15 protein-coding genes and 1 pseudogene are annotated in these 17,647 nt (G+C 59.3%); 11 read left to right on the top strand and 5 right to left on the bottom strand.

Features of this window, described 5'->3' with window-relative positions; all coding sequences use genetic code 11:
- Window positions 1-18: 18 nt before the first annotated feature.
- From GV818_RS30235 to GV818_RS30225, 3 genes and pseudogenes are all read right to left on the bottom strand, one after another.
- Window positions 19-786 carry a TerB family tellurite resistance protein gene (locus GV818_RS30235; protein ID WP_161778337.1) on the bottom strand — a complete coding sequence of 256 codons (768 nt, stop codon included), beginning with the start codon at window positions 784-786 and terminating at the stop codon, window positions 19-21.
- A gap of 1 nt (window position 787) precedes the next feature.
- Window positions 788-1,462: an N-acetylmuramate alpha-1-phosphate uridylyltransferase MurU gene (gene murU / locus GV818_RS30230; RefSeq protein WP_161778336.1), complete on the bottom strand. Its 675-nt coding sequence runs from the start codon at window positions 1,460-1,462 to the stop codon at window positions 788-790.
- 257 nt (window positions 1,463-1,719) lie between these two features.
- Window positions 1,720-2,484: pseudogene (locus tag GV818_RS30225) on the bottom strand (aminoglycoside phosphotransferase family protein); the annotation flags it as partial.
- 131 nt (window positions 2,485-2,615) lie between these two features.
- Between GV818_RS30225 and GV818_RS30220 the strand changes: the two are divergent.
- From GV818_RS30220 to GV818_RS30170, 11 genes are all read left to right on the top strand, one after another.
- Window positions 2,616-5,441: an LPS-assembly protein LptD gene (locus GV818_RS30220; protein WP_161778334.1), complete on the top strand. Its 2,826-nt coding sequence runs from the start codon at window positions 2,616-2,618 to the stop codon at window positions 5,439-5,441.
- Window positions 5,422-6,738, top strand: coding sequence for a peptidylprolyl isomerase SurA (gene surA / locus GV818_RS30215; RefSeq protein ID WP_161758425.1), 1,317 nt, complete (start codon window positions 5,422-5,424; stop codon window positions 6,736-6,738). Before GV818_RS30220 ends, surA begins: the two co-directional genes overlap by 20 nt.
- Window positions 6,735-7,724: a 4-hydroxythreonine-4-phosphate dehydrogenase PdxA gene (pdxA, locus tag GV818_RS30210; protein WP_161778333.1), complete on the top strand. Its 990-nt coding sequence runs from the start codon at window positions 6,735-6,737 to the stop codon at window positions 7,722-7,724. Before surA ends, pdxA begins: the two co-directional genes overlap by 4 nt.
- Window positions 7,721-8,533, top strand: coding sequence for a 16S rRNA (adenine(1518)-N(6)/adenine(1519)-N(6))-dimethyltransferase RsmA (gene rsmA / locus GV818_RS30205; RefSeq protein WP_161778332.1), 813 nt, complete (start codon window positions 7,721-7,723; stop codon window positions 8,531-8,533). Before pdxA ends, rsmA begins: the two co-directional genes overlap by 4 nt.
- A 125-nt stretch (window positions 8,534-8,658) precedes the next feature.
- Window positions 8,659-9,039, top strand: coding sequence for a Co2+/Mg2+ efflux protein ApaG (apaG, locus tag GV818_RS30200; protein WP_161758428.1), 381 nt, complete (start codon window positions 8,659-8,661; stop codon window positions 9,037-9,039).
- The gene (locus GV818_RS30195) at window positions 9,039-9,908 is read left to right on the top strand and encodes a symmetrical bis(5'-nucleosyl)-tetraphosphatase (RefSeq protein WP_161778331.1); all 870 of its coding nucleotides are present in this window, start codon (window positions 9,039-9,041) and stop codon (window positions 9,906-9,908) included. Before apaG ends, GV818_RS30195 begins: the two co-directional genes overlap by 1 nt.
- 34 nt (window positions 9,909-9,942) lie before the next feature.
- Window positions 9,943-10,272, top strand: a complete 330-nt coding sequence (gene glpE / locus GV818_RS30190) for a thiosulfate sulfurtransferase GlpE (protein WP_161758430.1) — start codon at window positions 9,943-9,945, stop codon at window positions 10,270-10,272.
- A 299-nt stretch (window positions 10,273-10,571) separates the two neighbouring features.
- Entirely contained in the window at window positions 10,572-12,494 is a 1,923-nt protein-coding gene (locus GV818_RS30185; RefSeq protein WP_161758431.1) for a PrkA family serine protein kinase, read from the top strand.
- Between the two features lie 115 nt (window positions 12,495-12,609).
- Window positions 12,610-13,884: a YeaH/YhbH family protein gene (locus GV818_RS30180; RefSeq protein ID WP_161758432.1), complete on the top strand. Its 1,275-nt coding sequence runs from the start codon at window positions 12,610-12,612 to the stop codon at window positions 13,882-13,884.
- Complete coding sequence (locus tag GV818_RS30175; RefSeq protein ID WP_161758433.1) at window positions 13,881-15,443, top strand: SpoVR family protein; 1,563 nt, start codon at window positions 13,881-13,883, stop codon at window positions 15,441-15,443. The genes GV818_RS30180 and GV818_RS30175 overlap by 4 nt, the downstream gene beginning before the upstream one ends.
- Window positions 15,444-15,509: 66 nt before the next feature.
- Entirely contained in the window at window positions 15,510-16,739 is a 1,230-nt protein-coding gene (locus tag GV818_RS30170) for a multifunctional CCA addition/repair protein (protein WP_161778330.1), read from the top strand.
- 48 nt (window positions 16,740-16,787) lie between these two features.
- On the opposite strand, the gene folK is transcribed toward GV818_RS30170, so the two are convergent.
- Together folK and folB are read right to left on the bottom strand one after the other, a co-directional pair.
- Entirely contained in the window at window positions 16,788-17,303 is a 516-nt protein-coding gene (gene folK / locus GV818_RS30165; protein ID WP_161778329.1) for a 2-amino-4-hydroxy-6-hydroxymethyldihydropteridine diphosphokinase, read from the bottom strand.
- A complete protein-coding gene (folB, locus tag GV818_RS30160; RefSeq protein WP_161758436.1) occupies window positions 17,294-17,647 on the bottom strand; it encodes a dihydroneopterin aldolase in 354 nt (117 codons plus the stop codon). Before folB ends, folK begins: the two co-directional genes overlap by 10 nt.

The raw sequence follows: 17,647 nt of genomic DNA, 5'->3' as shown, positions 1-17,647 counted from the left end.
ACCCAACACCCCTCCCCTTCAGCGAAAGTCCCGTCGCTGGCGTATCAACGCATAGGCACTGTGCAACTCACGGGTCTTTTCCGTGGCGTCACGTACCTGGGCTGCACTGGCGCCGCTACCGGCGATCTTGTCCGGATGATGACGACTGAGCAGCCGACGATAGGCGTGCTTGATTTGCGCCGGCTCACTGGTGGCGGCAACCCCCAACACACTCAATGCTTCCTGATAGGTGATGGTCCCTTCCCCCAGGTTCTTTCTGGCCGGCCCATAGTCTTGTGCCAGCGCCTGAATCTGCTCCGTGGTCCAGCCTAGCCATTTACCCCAGAGCTGGATCAGCTCGCGCTCCGCTGGCCCCACCCGGCCATCGGCCCAGACCATACGCCAACAAGCCCGCAGCACACCTTCTGCGGCGTGAGGCTGGGTACCAAGACGCCGCAGGTACCCGCGCAGGCGATCATTGCCCGACTTGCCACGGTTAAAGGCAGCAATGGCCCGGCGCTGCCCGGCATCATTCATCTCCAGCGAACGCATTTCCTGACGCGCCTGCTGAATATGCCCATCGACTACCCGGCCATCACTTTTCGCCAGCCGTCCCAACAGTACGAACAGCAGTTCATCGTTGCGCAACGCCGGGCGACCACCCAGGCGTTCACGTACCTGCGCCCAGCTGCGCAGTTGCAGACGCCGGTCCAGCGCCTGCCCCAACAACGCACCAAGCATGGCCCCCGGAATGCTGGCAATTGCAAAACCCGCTCCGGCTCCGATCAGAGTCCCTGGCCACCACATATCAGCGACTCGCTTGCAGCAAGTGTTCAACCTGCGCCAAGCGCTCGACAGTGCCGACATCAATCCACTGCCCCTGCATATGCTCGCCGCTGACCTGTCCCTGGGCCATGGCTTCGCGAAGCAGCGGCGCCAGTTTGAAGGGGCCGGCGACACAATGCTGGAACAGCCGAGGATGCAGAACGGAGATGCCGCTGAACGTCAGGGCCGCAACGCCAGGCTGGGCATCGTGCAACAGGCCGTTCTTCAGGCAGAAATCACCGCCGCTGGGATGGTGCGCCGGGTTGTCGACCATCACCAGGTGAGCCAGCCCGGCCAGGGGGCGACGCAGAGAGGCAAAGTCGTAGTCGGTCCAGATGTCGCCGTTGACCACCAGGAACGGCTCTTCGCCCAGCAAGGGCAACGCCTGGAAAATGCCACCGGCAGTTTCCAGAGGTTGGCTTTCCGCCGAGTACTGGATATTCAGGCCCCAACGCTGACCATCGCCCAAGGCATCCTCGATCTGCTGGCCAAGCCAGGCATGGTTGATGACGATATCGCGAAAGCCCGCTGCCGCCAGGGCCCGCAGGTGGTATTCGATCAAGGGCACGCCAGCTACAGGCAGCAGCGGTTTGGGAGTGGTCAAGGTCAAGGGGCGCATGCGTTCACCCTTACCGGCGGCCAGAATCATCGCCTTCATGCATTGGCTCCCACCGGCTGGCGCAGGCTGAGCAGCAACTGCGACAACTCCACCAGTTCGGGGCGGCGAGCCAGCACTGCTTCTATATAGGCAAAGAAGCGCGGGACATCCGCCAGGTAGCGAGGCTTGCCGTCGCGATGGCAGATTCGCGAGAAGATGCCGATTACCTTGAGATGACGCTGAACGCCCATCAGATCACTGGCCCGAAGAAACTCGTCAAAGTCCTCATGGACCGCAATCCCTCGTGCCCGTGCCTGGTTCCAGTAGTCGTTCAACCAGCCCTGAACTCGCGATTCCGGCCAGCTGAGGAAGGCATCCTTGAACAAACAGGTCACGTCGTAGGTCACCGGACCGTAGACCGCATCCTGAAAGTCCAGTACCCCCGGGTTCGGCTCGCTGAGCATCAGGTTACGTGGCATATAGTCGCGATGCACCAGCACCTTGGGTTGCGCAAGGGCACTGTCGATCAGCAAATCGGTAACCTTTTGCCACTGCTCGCGCTGCTGTTGATTGAAGGTAACGCCCAACTCACGCCCGACGTACCACTCAGGGAACAGTTCCAGTTCGCGGCGCAGCAAGGCGACATCGTAGCTGGGCAATGGCGCATCCATCGGCAGTTGCTGAAAGGCCAGCAACGCTTGCAGCGCATCGTCGAAAAATGCGTCGGCATTGTTCTCGTCGATCACGTCAAGATAGGTCTGGTTGCCCAGGTCATTGAGCAAAAGAAAGCCACGAGGCAAATCTTGTGCATAAATTTTCGGCACGTTAATGCCGGAAGTCGCCAGCAAATGGGCGATATCCACGAAGGGTTTGCAGTTTTCCTGGGGCGGCGGAGCGTCCATGACCACGAAGCTGCGGCCCGCCCCCTGCCAGCGGAAATAACGGCGGAAACTCGCGTCGCTGCTGGCCGCGGTCAACGTTGCCGAGGGCACCTCGCCCCAGCCTTGTGCTGCATAAACAATCGCCAACTGCTCATCGAGCCAAACTTTCAGGTGTTGCAAGCGTACATCTTGGTCAGGCATTACAAGGGTCTCCGACGGCGCTAGCCGTCAAGCGGGTCATGCTTTATTATCCAGCATCTTTTTCAGACCATCGAGAGGCGTGCGGCCCACCACCGCGGGCAGATGGCACGCAGGAAGCCCGGACTAATAAGATGGCATTGAAATCCCCCGCGTTTCGTAAAAAATTTCCGTTGCTGGTTACCGGCAGTTTGCTGGCCCTGCAACCTCTAGCCACTTCCTTCGTGGTCGCCGCGGAACAGTATGACTGCTCGGTCTCTGCTTCGGGTGGCTGGGCCTGTGCGCCGAAAAGCAGCGCAGCCCAACTGCCTCCGCGCCCGGTCCACGACGCCAGCTCGGTCAGTTCCAGCGGTTCCACCGCGGCCGAAAGCGTAGGCTCCGGCGAAGCCAGCGGCGACAAGCCAGCACTGGTGACCCAGGCCAAAGGTCGTGGTCTGAAGTCCCGCAGTACGGACTACAGTCACCTCGACTGGGTGCCGCGTGAAAAGCTCACCGCCGCTCAATTGGCTGAAACCGGTCCTTACTGCTCTGGTTCCTATATCGAACCGATTCGTCCTGGCATGAATGACAAGACGAATAAAAGTGACGCGCCGACCTTTATCGGCGCCAAGGCTTCGCGTTATCAGCAGGAAGAACAAGTTGCGACCCTGGCCGGTGACGTGGTCATGCGCCAAGGCAGCATGCAGGTCGAGGCCGATGAAGCAAGCCTGTACCAGGCCGAGAATCGTGGCGAACTGAGCGGTAACGTGCGCGTACGCGACAATGGCGCGCTGCTGGTCGGCGACCACGCCGATGTCCAGCTGGACACCGGTGAAGCCAAGGTCGACAACGCCGAGTACGTCCTGCACAAGTCTCGGGTCCGTGGTAACGCGCTGTACGCCAAGCGTGCAGAAAACGCCATCATCCGCCTCAAGGATGGTACGTACACCACGTGCGAGCCGAATAGCAACGCCTGGCAGCTCAAGGGCAACAACATCACCTTGAACCCGGCCACCGGCTTCGGTACTGCGACCAACGTGACCCTTCGGGTCAAAGATATTCCGGTGCTCTACACCCCATATATCTACTTCCCGATCGACGATCGTCGCCAGTCCGGCTTCTTGCCACCGAGCTTCAGCTCCGGCAGCGATACCGGCTTCATGCTGGTCACACCGTACTACTTCAACCTGGCGCCAAACTACGATGCCACGTTGTATCCGCGCTATATGGCCAAGCGCGGCCTGTTGATGGAAGGCGAGTTCCGTTACCTGACCAAGAGCAGCGAAGGTCAGTTCGGCGCCGCGTACCTCAACGACGACAACACCGATCGCAGCAAGCAGACCGACTACGAAAAAACCCGCTACATGCTCAACTGGCAGCACAAGGGCGGGCTTGATTCGCGTCTGATGACCGAGGTCGACTACACCAAGATCAGCGACCCGTATTACTTCCAGGACCTGCAAACCGACCAGATCGGCGTAAAGACCACCGACTACGTCAACCAGCAAGGCGCCGTGACCTATCGTGGCGATGACTACACCGCACGCCTCAACGTGCAGGCGTATGAACTGGCGAGCGTGTCCAACATCACCCCGTACAACCGGCTGCCGCAGATCACCTTCAACGGTGCGCTGCCGTACCATCCGCAAGGTCTGGATTTCACTTACGAAACCGAACTGGTGCGCTTTGAGCGGGATCTGTTGACAGGTAACTTCACGGATAAAGATGGCGGCCCTATCGATCCGGTCAAAGGTACAGTGGGCACTCCACGACTGGATACCAATGTCGCCGGCCTGGCTCGTTCAAACGGTGACCGCTTGAACCTCAAGCCTGGTGTCAGCCTGCCGTTGAACTGGAGTTATGGCTACCTGACGCCGTCCCTCAAGTACATGTACACCCAATACAGCTTGGATCTGGATGCGCAGGGCAAACAAGACCTGCGCCTCAACAAGAACAATTCGGCAGCCTTGGGCGAATCGTTCAACAGCTCGCAGAATCGTGGCGTTCCGATCGCCAGCGTCGACGGCGGCCTGTACTTCGACCGTGACACCCATTGGTTTGGCAAGAACTACCGCCAGACCCTGGAGCCACGGGCGTTCTACCTCTATGTACCTGAGGAAGACCAGAAGAACATCCCGGTATTCGATACCGGCGAGTCCACCTTCAGCTACTCCTCGCTGTTCCGTGACAACCGTTTCTCCGGCTCCGACCGTGTCGGCGACGAGAACAAGCTGTCTCTTGGCCTGACCAGCCGCTGGATCGAAGACAACGGCTTCCAGCGCCAACGCATCAGCGTCGGTCAAGCCGTGTACTTCAAGGACCGCACCGTCCAGTTGCCAGGCATCGATTACCGTACCCGTGCTGACGCTACGTCCAACGTCTCGCCTTATGCGCTTGAGTACGAATACCGCTTCAACCGCGACTGGCGCGCCAACACAGAGTACAACTGGGATCCGGATAGCCACAGCACGCGCTCCGGCAGTGCAATGTTCCACTACCAGCCTGAAGACAACCCGAACAAGGTGGTCAACGCCGGTTATCGCTATCGCAACGACCAGATTCGTTACGACCAGAACAGCGGTACCTGGAAAATGGGTGGCGACTACGGCACCCCGGGCACTCCGGGCTACGTGAAGGACTACTACAAGATCCAGCAGCATGACTTCTCGGTGATCTGGCCGATCGTGCCGCAATGGAACGCCATCAGCCGCTGGCAGTACGACTACAACCGTAACCGCACGCTCGAGGCCTTCGGTGGTTTCGAATACGACAACTGCTGCTGGAAACTGCGCCTGATCAGCCGTTACTGGGTCAAGTATGACGAGTTCAGTCAGAACGCTCCGGAAAACGAGAAAGGCGACCGCGGCATCTTCCTCCAAATTGTTCTGAAGGGACTCGGTGGCGTCATGGGCACCAAGGTAGAGAGCTTCCTCGACAAAGGCATTCAAGGTTATCGTGAACGTGAAGACCAAGCTTTCTGATTGTCTGCGCCCGCTGATGCTGGGCGCGCTGTTCCTGAGCACTGCGGCCAGCGCCGCCGTGCAGTCCATCGACAAGGTCGTGGCCATCGTCGACAACGACGTGGTCATGCAGAGCCAGTTGGACCAGCGGGTTCACGAAGTTCAGCAAACCATCGCCAAGCGTGGCGGTGGCGTGCCGCCGACCAGCGTCCTGGAACAACAGGTTCTGGAGCGTCTGATCGTTGAAAACCTGCAACTGCAGATTGGCGAACGCTCAGGCATCCGTATCACCGACGAAGAACTGAACCAGGCCATTGGCACCATTGCCCAGCGCAACAGCATGAGCATCGAGCAGTTCCGTGCAGCCCTGGCTCACGACGGTTTGTCTTATGACGACGCTCGTGACCAGGTTCGCCGTGAGATGATCATCAGCCGTGTGCGTCAACGCCGCGTGGCTGAGCGCATTCAGGTATCGGAGCAGGAAGTGAAGAACTTCCTCGCCTCGGACCTGGGCAAGATGCAGCTCTCCGAAGAATTGCACCTGGCCAACATCCTGATTCCGACCCCGGAAAGCGCCAACTCCGAGGCCATTCAGAACGCGGCCCGTCAGGCCATGGATGTGTACCAACAGCTCAAGCAAGGTGCGGACTTCGCGCAACTGGCAATTGCCCGTTCCGGCAGTGACAACGCTCTGGAAGGCGGTGACATGGGCTGGCGTAAAGCCGCTCAATTGCCCCCTCCGTTCGATCGTGAACTGAGTGCAATGGCAGTGGGCGAAATCACTCAACCAGCGCGCACCCCAGGCGGCTTCATCATCCTCAAGCTGCTGGACAAGCGTGGCGGCGGCAATCAGGTGCGTGACGAAGTGCATGTACGCCACATCCTGATCAAGCCAAGCGAAATTCGTAGCGAAGAAGAGACCAAGCGCCTGGCGCAGAAGCTCTACGATCGCATCGAAGCCGGCGAAGACTTTGCCGAACTGGCGAAAAGCTACTCGGAAGACCCGGGCTCGGCGCTCAACGGCGGCGACCTTAACTGGATCGACCCGAACGCTCTGGTGCCGGAATTCCGCGAAGTGATGGCCAAGACCCCGCAAGGCCAGCTGTCCAAGCCGTTCAAGAGCCCTTATGGCTGGCATGTCCTGGAAGTCCTCGGCCGTCGTGCCACCGACAGCACCAGCCAGGCCCGCGAGCAGCAAGCCATGACCGTCCTGCGTAACCGTAAATACGACGAAGAGCTGCAGACCTGGCTACGCCAGATCCGTGATGAAGCCTATGTCGAGATCAAACTGCCAGGCGCGGAACAGGCGGCACATTGAAACCCAGACGTTTCGCACTGACACCCGGTGAGCCTGCGGGCATAGGTCCTGACCTTTGCCTGCTGCTCGCCTCGCAACCCCAGCCACATCCCCTGATTGCCATTACCAGCCGTGACCTGCTCCTTGAGCGGGCCACGCAACTGGGTGTGGCAGTCGATCTGCTACCGGTGACCCCGGACCAACTACCGACGGTACCCGCTCCGGCGAACAGCCTGTATGTCTGGGATACACCTCTGGGCAAACCAGTGGTCAGTGGCCAACTGGACAAGGCCAATGCCGCCTTTGTCCTGGAAACCCTGACTCGCGCTGGCCAGGGCTGTCTCGATGGGCATTTCGCCGGCATGATCACCGCCCCCGTACATAAGGGCGTGATCAACGATTCCGGGATCGCCTTTTCCGGCCATACCGAATTCCTCGCCGACCTGACCCACACCGAACAGGTCGTGATGATGCTCGCCACCCATGGCTTGCGCGTAGCACTGGTGACCACTCACCTGCCCCTGCGGGAGATCGCCGACGCGATTACCGTCGAGCGACTGGAACGAGTCACACGGATTCTGCACGCCGACCTGCAGCACAAGTTCGGGATCGCCCGGCCGCGCATCCTGGTTTGCGGGCTCAACCCCCATGCCGGCGAAGGCGGGCACCTGGGCCGCGAAGAAATCGACATTATCGAACCCACCCTAGAGCGCCTGCGCAATGAAGGCATGGACCTGCGTGGCCCATTGCCTGCCGACACTCTGTTTACCCCCAAATATCTGGAGCACTGCGACGCAGTGCTGGCGATGTACCACGACCAGGGCTTGCCTGTGCTGAAATACAAAGGTTTCGGCGCGGCTGTCAACGTAACGCTCGGCTTGCCGATCATCCGCACTTCAGTCGACCACGGCACCGCCCTGGATCTGGCCGGCAGCGGCAAGATCGACACCGGCAGCCTGCAGGTCGCCTTGGAAACCGCCTACCAGATGGCCGAGAACCGTTTATGAGCGAGCAATACCAACACCGGGCGCGCAAGCGCTTCGGCCAGAACTTCCTGCACGACGCGGGCGTCATCGACCGTATCCTGCGGGCCATCCATTCCAAGCCCGAAGACCGTCTGCTGGAAATCGGCCCGGGCCAGGGCGCCCTGACCGAAGGCCTGCTGAACAGCGGTGCGCAGCTGGATGTGGTGGAGCTGGACAAGGATCTGATCCCGATTCTCAACCAGCAATTCGCCGACAAGAGCAACTTCAACCTGCACCAGGGCGATGCCCTGAAGTTCGACTTCAATACCCTGGGTGCAGCACCCAGAAGCCTACGGGTAGTCGGCAACCTGCCCTACAACATCTCTACCCCGCTGATCTTTCACCTGTTGCAGAACGCCGGTCTGATCCGCGACATGCACTTCATGCTGCAAAAGGAAGTGGTCGAGCGCCTGGCTGCCGGCCCTGGCGGTGGTGACTGGGGTCGCCTGTCGATCATGGTTCAGTATCACTGCCGCGTGGAACACCTGTTCAACGTCGGCCCCGGCGCCTTCAATCCCCCACCGAAGGTCGATTCGGCGATCGTACGACTGGTACCGCACGCGGTACTGCCGCACCCGGCCAAGGACCACCGCCTGCTGGAGCGCGTCGTTCGCGAAGCCTTCAATCAGCGTCGCAAGACCCTGCGCAACACCCTCAAGGCCCTCCTCAGCAACGCCGAGATCGAGGCCGCAGGCGTCGACGGCAGCCTGCGCCCCGAGCAGCTCGACCTGGCGGCCTTCGTGCGCTTGGCCGACCAGTTGGCAGACCAGGTCAAGCCCGACGTCAACTGAAACGCCCCGGGCCGATAACGGGTAGGACGCCAGACAGGATGTCTGGTTTACTACCTGATACTTGACCTAGACTGACCTCCATCAGTTTTGTCCCGCGCCCGCTTTGCTTTGAAAGGCCTTTTTGCATGTCCGATCCTCGTTATCAGGTCGACGTCAGCGTCGTCACCCGCTTTCTGGCAGACCAATCGCAACCCGAGCAAAACCGCTTCGCCTTCGCCTACACCATCACGGTCCAGAACAACGGCTTGCTTCCAGCCAAGCTGCTGTCACGGCACTGGGTGATCACCGACGGTGACGGGCATGTCGAAGAGGTCCGCGGCTCTGGGGTGGTTGGCCAGCAACCGCTGATCGCCGCGGGTAAAAGCCACACCTACAGCAGCGGCACGGTAATGACCACCCGGGTTGGCAATATGCAGGGCAGCTATCAGATGGTGGCCGAAGACGGCAAACAGTTCGACGCCATCATCGCGCCCTTCCGCCTCGCAGTACCCGGAGCCTTGCACTGATGGCGACCTACGCTGTCGGCGACCTGCAAGGCTGCCTGGAGCCGCTGCAGTGCCTGCTTGAACAAGTTGCCTTCGACCCAGCCCGGGACCGCCTGTGGCTGGTGGGCGACCTGGTCAATCGCGGCCCGCAGTCGCTGGAAACCCTGCGCTACCTCTATTCAATCCGCGACTCGCTGGTCTGCGTGCTGGGCAATCACGACCTGCACCTGCTGGCTGCCTGGCGCAACATCGAGCGCCTGAAAAAATCCGATACCCTGCGCGAGATCCTGGAAGCTCCGGATTGCGAAGCGCTGTTGCAGTGGTTGCGCCGGCAAAAGCTGATGCACTACGACGAAGCCCGCAACGCCGCCCTGGTACACGCGGGCATCGCACCACAGTGGTCGTTGAAGAAAGCCCTGAAATGCGCTTCCGAGGTTGAAGAGGCGCTGCGTGACGATAACCTCTTCGAGCCTTTCCTGGACGGCATGTACGGTAACGAACCTGTGAAATGGAATAGCGAGCTCAAAGGCGTGACTCGCCTGCGAGTCATCACCAACTATTTCACCCGCATGCGTTTCTGCACCAGCGAGGGCAAGCTCGACCTCAAGAGCAAGGAAGGACTGGACACCGCACCACCAGGCTACGCCCCCTGGTTCAGTCACAAGGAGCGCAAGACCCGCAACCTGAAGATCATCTTCGGCCATTGGGCGGCCCTGGAAGGCCATTGCAACGAACCCGGCATCTTTGCCCTGGACAGCGGTTGTGTCTGGGGTGGAACCATGACCTTGCTAAATGTCGACACCGGCGTGCGCCTGACCTGCGACTGCGATGCACACGGCCACACAGCACCTCTTTCCCCAGACCCCTTGCCCGTCCCGGCAACGCGCTAAACGCGCGCTGATCATCAGGCTTCAGGAGCCCGCCATGAGCGAATTCAAACGCATCCCCCCAGAACAGGCCCAGGCATTGCGCGAGCAAGGTGCGGTAGTGGTGGACATCCGTGATCCGCAGACCTATGCACTGAACCACATCAGCGGCTCGCACCATCTGGATAACCACTCCATATCCGACTTCATCCGCGGTGCCGACCTTGACGCCCCGCTGGTGGTGGTCTGCTATCACGGCAACTCCAGCCAGAGTGCAGCGGCGTACCTGGTCAGCCAGGGCTTTTCCGACGTTTACAGCCTCGATGGAGGCTTCGAACTCTGGCGTAGCACCTACCCTGCGGAAATCGCCCAAGGCAACGCCGAATAATTTTTTTCTGCAGCTCTAGCCCGCGGATTACACGGGCTGACGCTGCACCAGACGAACGGTAGTCCGCAACTAATTCCCCATCTCTCCTTGACCTCTCGGATTCCGAACTATCCTTAGCCTCAGGCCATCCAAATCAGGGGAGAGCCGGTACACCGGCGAGCGGGTCATCGGTACTAGCTTTCAAGGTCGATAGCTTTGAAAGTGTTCTGGGGGGTAAACAGCAGCTGGAAACTCAGCTGCATGCCAGCACTTGACTGACTGATCCGACGCCGGCTCCACGTATCGAGCGAGGTGACGTCATGAGTATTTTTAGCCACTTCCAACAACGCTTCGAATCCACACGCCAGGAAGAGCTTTCGCTGCAGGAATACCTGGAACTGTGCAAAAAGGACCGCAGCGCCTATGCCTCGGCCGCCGAGCGCCTGCTATTGGCCATCGGCGAACCCGAACTGCTGGACACCTCGACCAACTCGAGACTGTCGAGAATCTTCTCCAATAAGGTGATCCGGCGTTATCCGGCCTTTGAAGACTTCCATGGCATGGAAGAGTGCATCGACCAGATCGTCTCCTATTTCCGCCACGCCGCTCAGGGCCTGGAAGAGAAGAAACAGATTCTTTACCTGCTGGGCCCGGTGGGCGGTGGCAAGTCGTCCCTGGCCGAAAAGCTCAAGCAACTGATCGAGAAAGTGCCTTTTTACGCCATCAAGGGCTCCCCCGTCTTTGAGTCGCCACTGGGCCTGTTCAACGCCACGGAAGATGGTGCGATTCTAGAAGAGGACTTCGGCATCCCCCGGCGCTACCTCAACACCATCATGTCGCCTTGGGCCACCAAGCGCCTATCAGAGTTCGGCGGCGACATCAGTCAGTTCCGAGTGGTGAAACTGTATCCATCGATTCTCAACCAGATCGCCGTGGCCAAGACCGAGCCGGGGGACGAGAACAACCAGGACATCTCGGCCCTGGTGGGCAAGGTGGATATCCGCAAGCTGGAAGAGTTCCCGCAGAACGATGCTGACGCCTACAGCTACTCCGGGGCACTGTGCCGGGCCAACCAGGGCCTGATGGAATTCGTCGAGATGTTCAAGGCGCCGATCAAGGTGCTGCACCCCTTGCTGACCGCGACCCAGGAAGGCAACTACAACAGCACCGAAGGCCTGGGCGCAATTCCGTTCACCGGCATTCTGCTGGCCCACTCCAACGAATCGGAGTGGCATACCTTCCGCAACAACAAGAACAACGAAGCGTTCATCGACCGGATCTATATCGTCAAGGTGCCGTACTGCTTGCGGGTCACTGATGAGGTGAAGATCTACGACAAGCTGCTGTTCAACAGCTCCCTGGCCAAGGCCCATTGCGCGCCCGACACCCTGAAGATGCTCGCGCAATTCACCGTGCTCTCGCGCCTCAAGGAGCCAGAAAACTCCAATATCTACTCGAAGATGCGGGTCTATGACGGCGAAAACCTGAAAGACACCGACCCCAAGGCAAAGTCGATTCAGGAATACCGCGACAGCGCCGGTGTAGATGAAGGGATGAACGGCCTATCAACCCGCTTTGCCTTCAAAATCCTGTCGAAAGTCTTCAACTTCGACCCCCATGAGATAGCCGCCAACCCGGTGCACCTGCTGTATGTACTGGAACAACAGATCGAACAGGAGCAGTTCCAGGCGGAAACCCGCGAGCGTTATCTGCGCTTCCTCAAGGAATACCTGGCACCACGCTACATCGAGTTCATCGGCAAGGAGATCCAGACCGCCTATCTCGAGTCCTACAGCGAGTACGGCCAGAACATCTTCGACCGTTATGTGCTGTACGCAGATTTCTGGATTCAGGATCAGGAGTACCGCGATCCCGAAACCGGCGAGATTCTCAACCGCGTAGCCCTCAACGAGGAACTGGAAAAGATCGAGAAGCCGGCGGGCATCAGCAACCCGAAAGATTTCCGCAACGAGATCGTCAATTTCGTCCTGCGCGCCCGAGCCAACAACAATGGCAAGAACCCTACCTGGCTCAGCTACGAGAAGCTGCGGGTGGTTATCGAGAAGAAGATGTTCTCCAACACCGAGGACCTGTTGCCGGTCATCAGCTTCAACGCCAAGGCCAGCAAGGAGGATCAGCAGAAGCACAACGACTTCGTCACGCGGATGGTCGAGCGCGGCTACACCGACAAACAGGTACGCCTGCTATCCGAATGGTATCTGCGGGTCAGAAAATCGCAGTAAGGCAGTGAAGCAGCAGCCAGCAGCAAGCTGAAAGCACCAAGTACGTCCATCGTGATTGCGCTTGCGCTTGCTGCCTGGAGCTGCTGGGAACTTGAAGCTGCCCGGAGGGCTCCCCATGAGCTATGTGATCGACCGACGACTCAATGGCAAGAACAAGAGCACGGTTAACCGCCAGCGCTTTCTGCGGCGCTACCGTGACCACATCAAGAAGGCCGTCGAAGAGGCCGTCAGCCGCCGTTCCATCACCGATATGGAACATGGCGAACAAATCAGTATTCCCGGGCGGGATATCGACGAACCGGTGCTTCACCATGGGCGTGGCGGCAAGCAGACCGTCGTTCACCCCGGCAACAAGGAGTTCACTGCAGGCGAGCATATAGCCAGACCCCAAGGGGGCGGCGGCGGAGGCGCAGGCCGTGGCAAGGCCGGTAATTCTGGCGAGGGCATGGACGAATTCGTGTTCCAGATCACCCAGGAGGAATTCCTCGAATTCATGTTCGAGGACCTTGAACTACCCAACCTGGTCAAACGCAACCTGACCGGCACCGACACCTTCAAGACCGTACGCGCCGGCATCAGCAATGAAGGCAACCCAGCACGCATCAACATCATCCGCACCCTGCGTTCAGCCCACGCCCGAAGGATTGCCCTCTCTGGCAGCAGCCGGGCGAAACTGCGGGAAGCCAAGGAAGAACTGGCGCGGCTAAAACGTGAAGAACCAGACAATTTCGGCGATATTCAGGAAGTCGAGGCGGAAATCGAACGTCTTAGCGCCCGAATTCACCGCATTCCGTTCCTCGACACCTTCGACCTGAAGTACAACCTGCTGATCAAACAGCCCAACCCCAGTTCCAAGGCCGTGATGTTCTGCCTGATGGACGTGTCGGGCTCCATGACCCAGGCCACCAAAGACATCGCCAAGCGCTTCTTCATCCTGCTTTATCTGTTCCTGAAACGTAATTACGACAAGATCGACGTGGTCTTCATTCGCCACCACACCAGCGCCCGCGAGGTGGATGAGGAAGAGTTTTTCTACTCCCGGGAAACCGGCGGCACCATTGTCTCCAGTGCCTTGAAGCTGATGCAGGAGATCATGGCCGAGCGTTATCCGAGCAACGAGTGGAACATCTACGCCGCCCAGGCTTCCGATGGCGACAACTGGAACGACGACTCACCCATCTGCCGCGATATCCTGATCAATCAGATCATGCCGTTCGTGCAGTACTACACCTATGTGGAAATCACCCCACGGGAACACCAGGCCCTGTGGTTCGAATACGAGCGAATTGCCGAGGCCTTTGCCGACACCTTCGCCCAGCAACAACTGGTATCGGCCGGGGATATCTATCCGGTCTTCCGTGAACTCTTCCAGCGCAGGTTAGTGACATGACCGCCAGAGAGCAGAAGCGCCAACCCATCTCCACCGGCTCGGAATGGACCTTCGAGCTGATCCGGGCCTACGACCGCGAAATCAGCCGTATCGCGGCACGCTATGCCCTGGATACCTACCCCAACCAGATCGAAGTGATCACTGCCGAGCAGATGATGGATGCCTATGCCTCGGTGGGCATGCCACTGGGTTACCACCATTGGTCCTATGGCAAACACTTCCTAAGCACTGAAAAGTCCTACACCCGCGGCCAGATGGGCCTGGCCTACGAAATCGTCATCAACTCAGACCCCTGCATTGCCTACCTGATGGAGGAAAACACCATCTGCATGCAGGCCCTGGTAGTGGCCCATGCCTGCTACGGGCACAACAGCTTCTTCAAGGGCAACTATCTGTTCCGCACCTGGACCGATGCCAGCTCGATCATCGACTACCTGGTGTTCGCCAAGCAGTACATCATGCAATGCGAGGAGCGCCACGGGATCGATGCCGTGGAGGACCTGCTGGACTCCTGCCACGCCCTGATGAACTACGGAGTCGATCGCTACAAGCGCCCTTACCCGATTTCCGCCGAAGAAGAGCGGCGGCGACAGAAGGACCGGGAAGAACACCTGCAGAAACAGATCAACGACCTGTGGCGTACGATCCCCAAAGGCGCAGACAAGTACAGCGATAAGGACAATGCGCGGTTCCCCAGCGAACCCCAGGAAAACATCCTGTATTTCATTGAAAAACACGCACCGCTACTGGAGCCCTGGCAGCGGGAAATAGTGCGCATCGTGCGCAAAATCGCCCAGTACTTCTATCCGCAGCGCCAGACCCAGGTGATGAACGAAGGCTGGGCGACCTTTTGGCACTACACCCTGATGAATGACTTGTACGACGAGGGCCTGGTGACCGACGGCTTCATGATGGAGTTCCTCACCTCCCACACCAGCGTGGTGTTTCAACCCGGCTTCGACAGCCCTTACTACAACGGCATCAACCCCTATGCCCTCGGGTTTGCCATGTACCGCGATATCCGGCGCATCTGCGAAGACCCCACCGAAGAGGACCATCGCTGGTTCCCGGAACTGGCAGGTACCGACTGGCTGTCGAGCATCAAGTTCGCCATGAGCAGCTTCAAGGACGAAAGCTTCATCCTGCAGTACCTCTCGCCCAAAGTAATCCGTGACCTCAAGCTGTTCAGCATCATGGATGACGACCAGAAGGACGACCTGCTGGTGCCCGCCATCCACGACGAGAGCGGCTACCGGATCATCCGTGAAACCCTGGCTGCGCAATACAACCTGGGCAACCGCGAACCCAACGTGCAGATCTGGAGCATCGATCGGCGTGGAGACCGCTCGTTGACCCTGCGGCACCAGCAACATGATCGCAAACCTCTGGGAGACTCCACCGACGAAGTGCTCAAGCACCTGCACCGTCTCTGGGGCTTCGATATCCATCTGGAGACCCTACAGGGCGATCAGATAATGAAAACCCTCCACGTGCCGCCAAAGAGCGATCACAACGAAAATGACTATGGTCGGCTGGACCTGGCTGTAATCCACCTCTAAGCCCGACAACAAGCCTCCGAAAGCGCGACACAAGGGTTATCCTTGTCGCGCTAACGGAGGTTTTTTATGCAGATTTACAAAGTCGGCGGTGCCGTACGAGATCGCCTGCTGGGCAGGCCGGTCACTGACATCGACTGGGTGGTGGTCGGTGCCAGCGCGGAAGAAATGGTCGCCAAGGGTTTTCGCCCAGTGGGCGCCGACTTCCCAGTGTTCCTGCACCCAAAAAGTGGCGAGGAATACGCCCTGGCCCGAACCGAGCGCAAAAGCGGACGCGGCTATGGCGGCTTCACCTTTCACGCCAGCCCGGAAGTCACCCTGGAAGAGGACCTGATTCGCCGCGACCTGACGATCAACGCCATGGCCGAGGATGCTCAAGGTGTGCTTACCGATCCTTACAACGGCCAGAAGGATCTCGAAGATCGGCTGTTACGCCACGTTTCCCCGGCATTCGCCGAAGATCCCTTGCGTGTACTGCGAGTTGCACGGTTCGCTGCTCGCTACGCCAGCCTCGGTTTCAGCGTGGCACCAGACACCCTTGAGCTGATGCGCCAACTCAGCCAGTCAGGCGAGCTTCAAGCCCTGACAGCCGAGCGCAGTTGGAAAGAGATATCCCGCGCACTGATGGAAGATCAGCCACAGATTTTCGTCCAGGTACTACGCGACTGCGGTGCCCTGGCAGTGCTGATGCCGGAGGTCGACGCCCTGTTCGGGGTTCCCCAGCCACCGGCCCACCACCCGGAAATAGACACAGGCCTGCACACCCTTAGCGTTTTGCAGCAAGCGGCATTGCACCGGCAGCCACTCAATGTCCGCTGGGCCTGCCTGCTGCACGACCTTGGTAAAGGCTTGACCCCTAAAGAGGAATGGCCACGACACATCGGCCATGAATACACGGGCATGGAGCTGATCAAGGAGGTCAATGAGCGCTTCAAGACTCCAAGGGAATGCCAGGAACTGGCACTGCTGGTAGGCCAATATCACACCCATGGGCACAAGGCGCTGGAGCTCAAGGCCTCGACATTGCTCGAGTTGCTGCAGAGCTTCGACGTATTCCGGCGCCCGCAGCGCTTTGAAGAGTTCATTGCCGCCTGTGAAATGGATGCCCGCGGCCGACTCGGGCTCGAATCGCGCCCTTACCCCCAAGCCGATTACCTGCGCGGCGCGGCAACCACTGCTCGCGCGGTTGCAGTTCAACCCTTGTTGGAGAAGGGCTTCAAGGGTCCGGAGCTGGGTGAAGCGCTGAGACTGGAGCGACTGAGAGCACTCAAGGCCTACAAGGAGCAGCACGCGCCATGATAGACGCGGGCAAGGCCCAAGCCTTGTCCGCGCTCTAACTGACCACCGCTACAACTCAGAAGGCGTCAGCTGCTGGCCCCGCCACTCGAAGGCTACGGGCGCCAGTACCTGATCAATCTGCGCCTCATCCCAAAGCATTCCCAGGCTCTTGCCTGCCAGCGGATGCACGCGTTCGGGAGCCATCAGCGACAACGGCCAAAGTACAAAGGCGTTCTTTAGAATCTCGGCACGGGGCAATACCAGCCCATCGAAATTGCCGGTCAGATCACCGTACAGCAACACGTCGATGTCCAACGGCAGGCCTTTACGATCAGGAGCATAACGACCGTTGTCCGCCTCGATGAGTTTCAATCGGCGGTCGAGTTCAGTCAGTGACAGATCGGTAAAAGCCGACACCACCAGATTGAAGAACGGACCGCTCTTGATCCCGACCGGCTGGCTTTCGAACACCGCCGAGCAGCGCATGTCCACCAGGAAACCGGCCAAGGCATCGAGTCCAGCCCGCAAGTGAACTTCACGCTCGATATTGCTACCGAGCCCCAGATAAACCTGAGTCAGCGACATCCGCGCTCGATCTCCACGCCCACACCCGTGGCAGCCGGAACGGCACCTGGCTTGGTCAGCTTCAAGCGCAGCCAAGGGATGTGAAATTCGCTCATCAAGACTTCAGCCAGACGCTCGGCAAAGGTTTCCACCAACTGGTATTGGGCATGCTCGGCGAACGCCTGAACCCGGGTAGAGACACTGGCATAGTCCAACGCCAGCGTCAGATCATCTCCTGCAGCGGCAGGGCGATTGTCCCAGGCAAAGCTCAGATCAAGACGCAGACACTGTCGGATGCCACGCTCCCAGTCGTAGGCACCAATCACAGTGTCCACTTCCAGTCCTTCGATAAACACTCTGTCCAA

This window comes from Pseudomonas sp. Fl4BN1, from assembly GCF_009908285.1.
Taxonomy (GTDB): Bacteria; Pseudomonadota; Gammaproteobacteria; order Pseudomonadales; family Pseudomonadaceae; genus Aquipseudomonas.
This window is presented reverse-complemented; position numbering and strand designations above follow the sequence as displayed.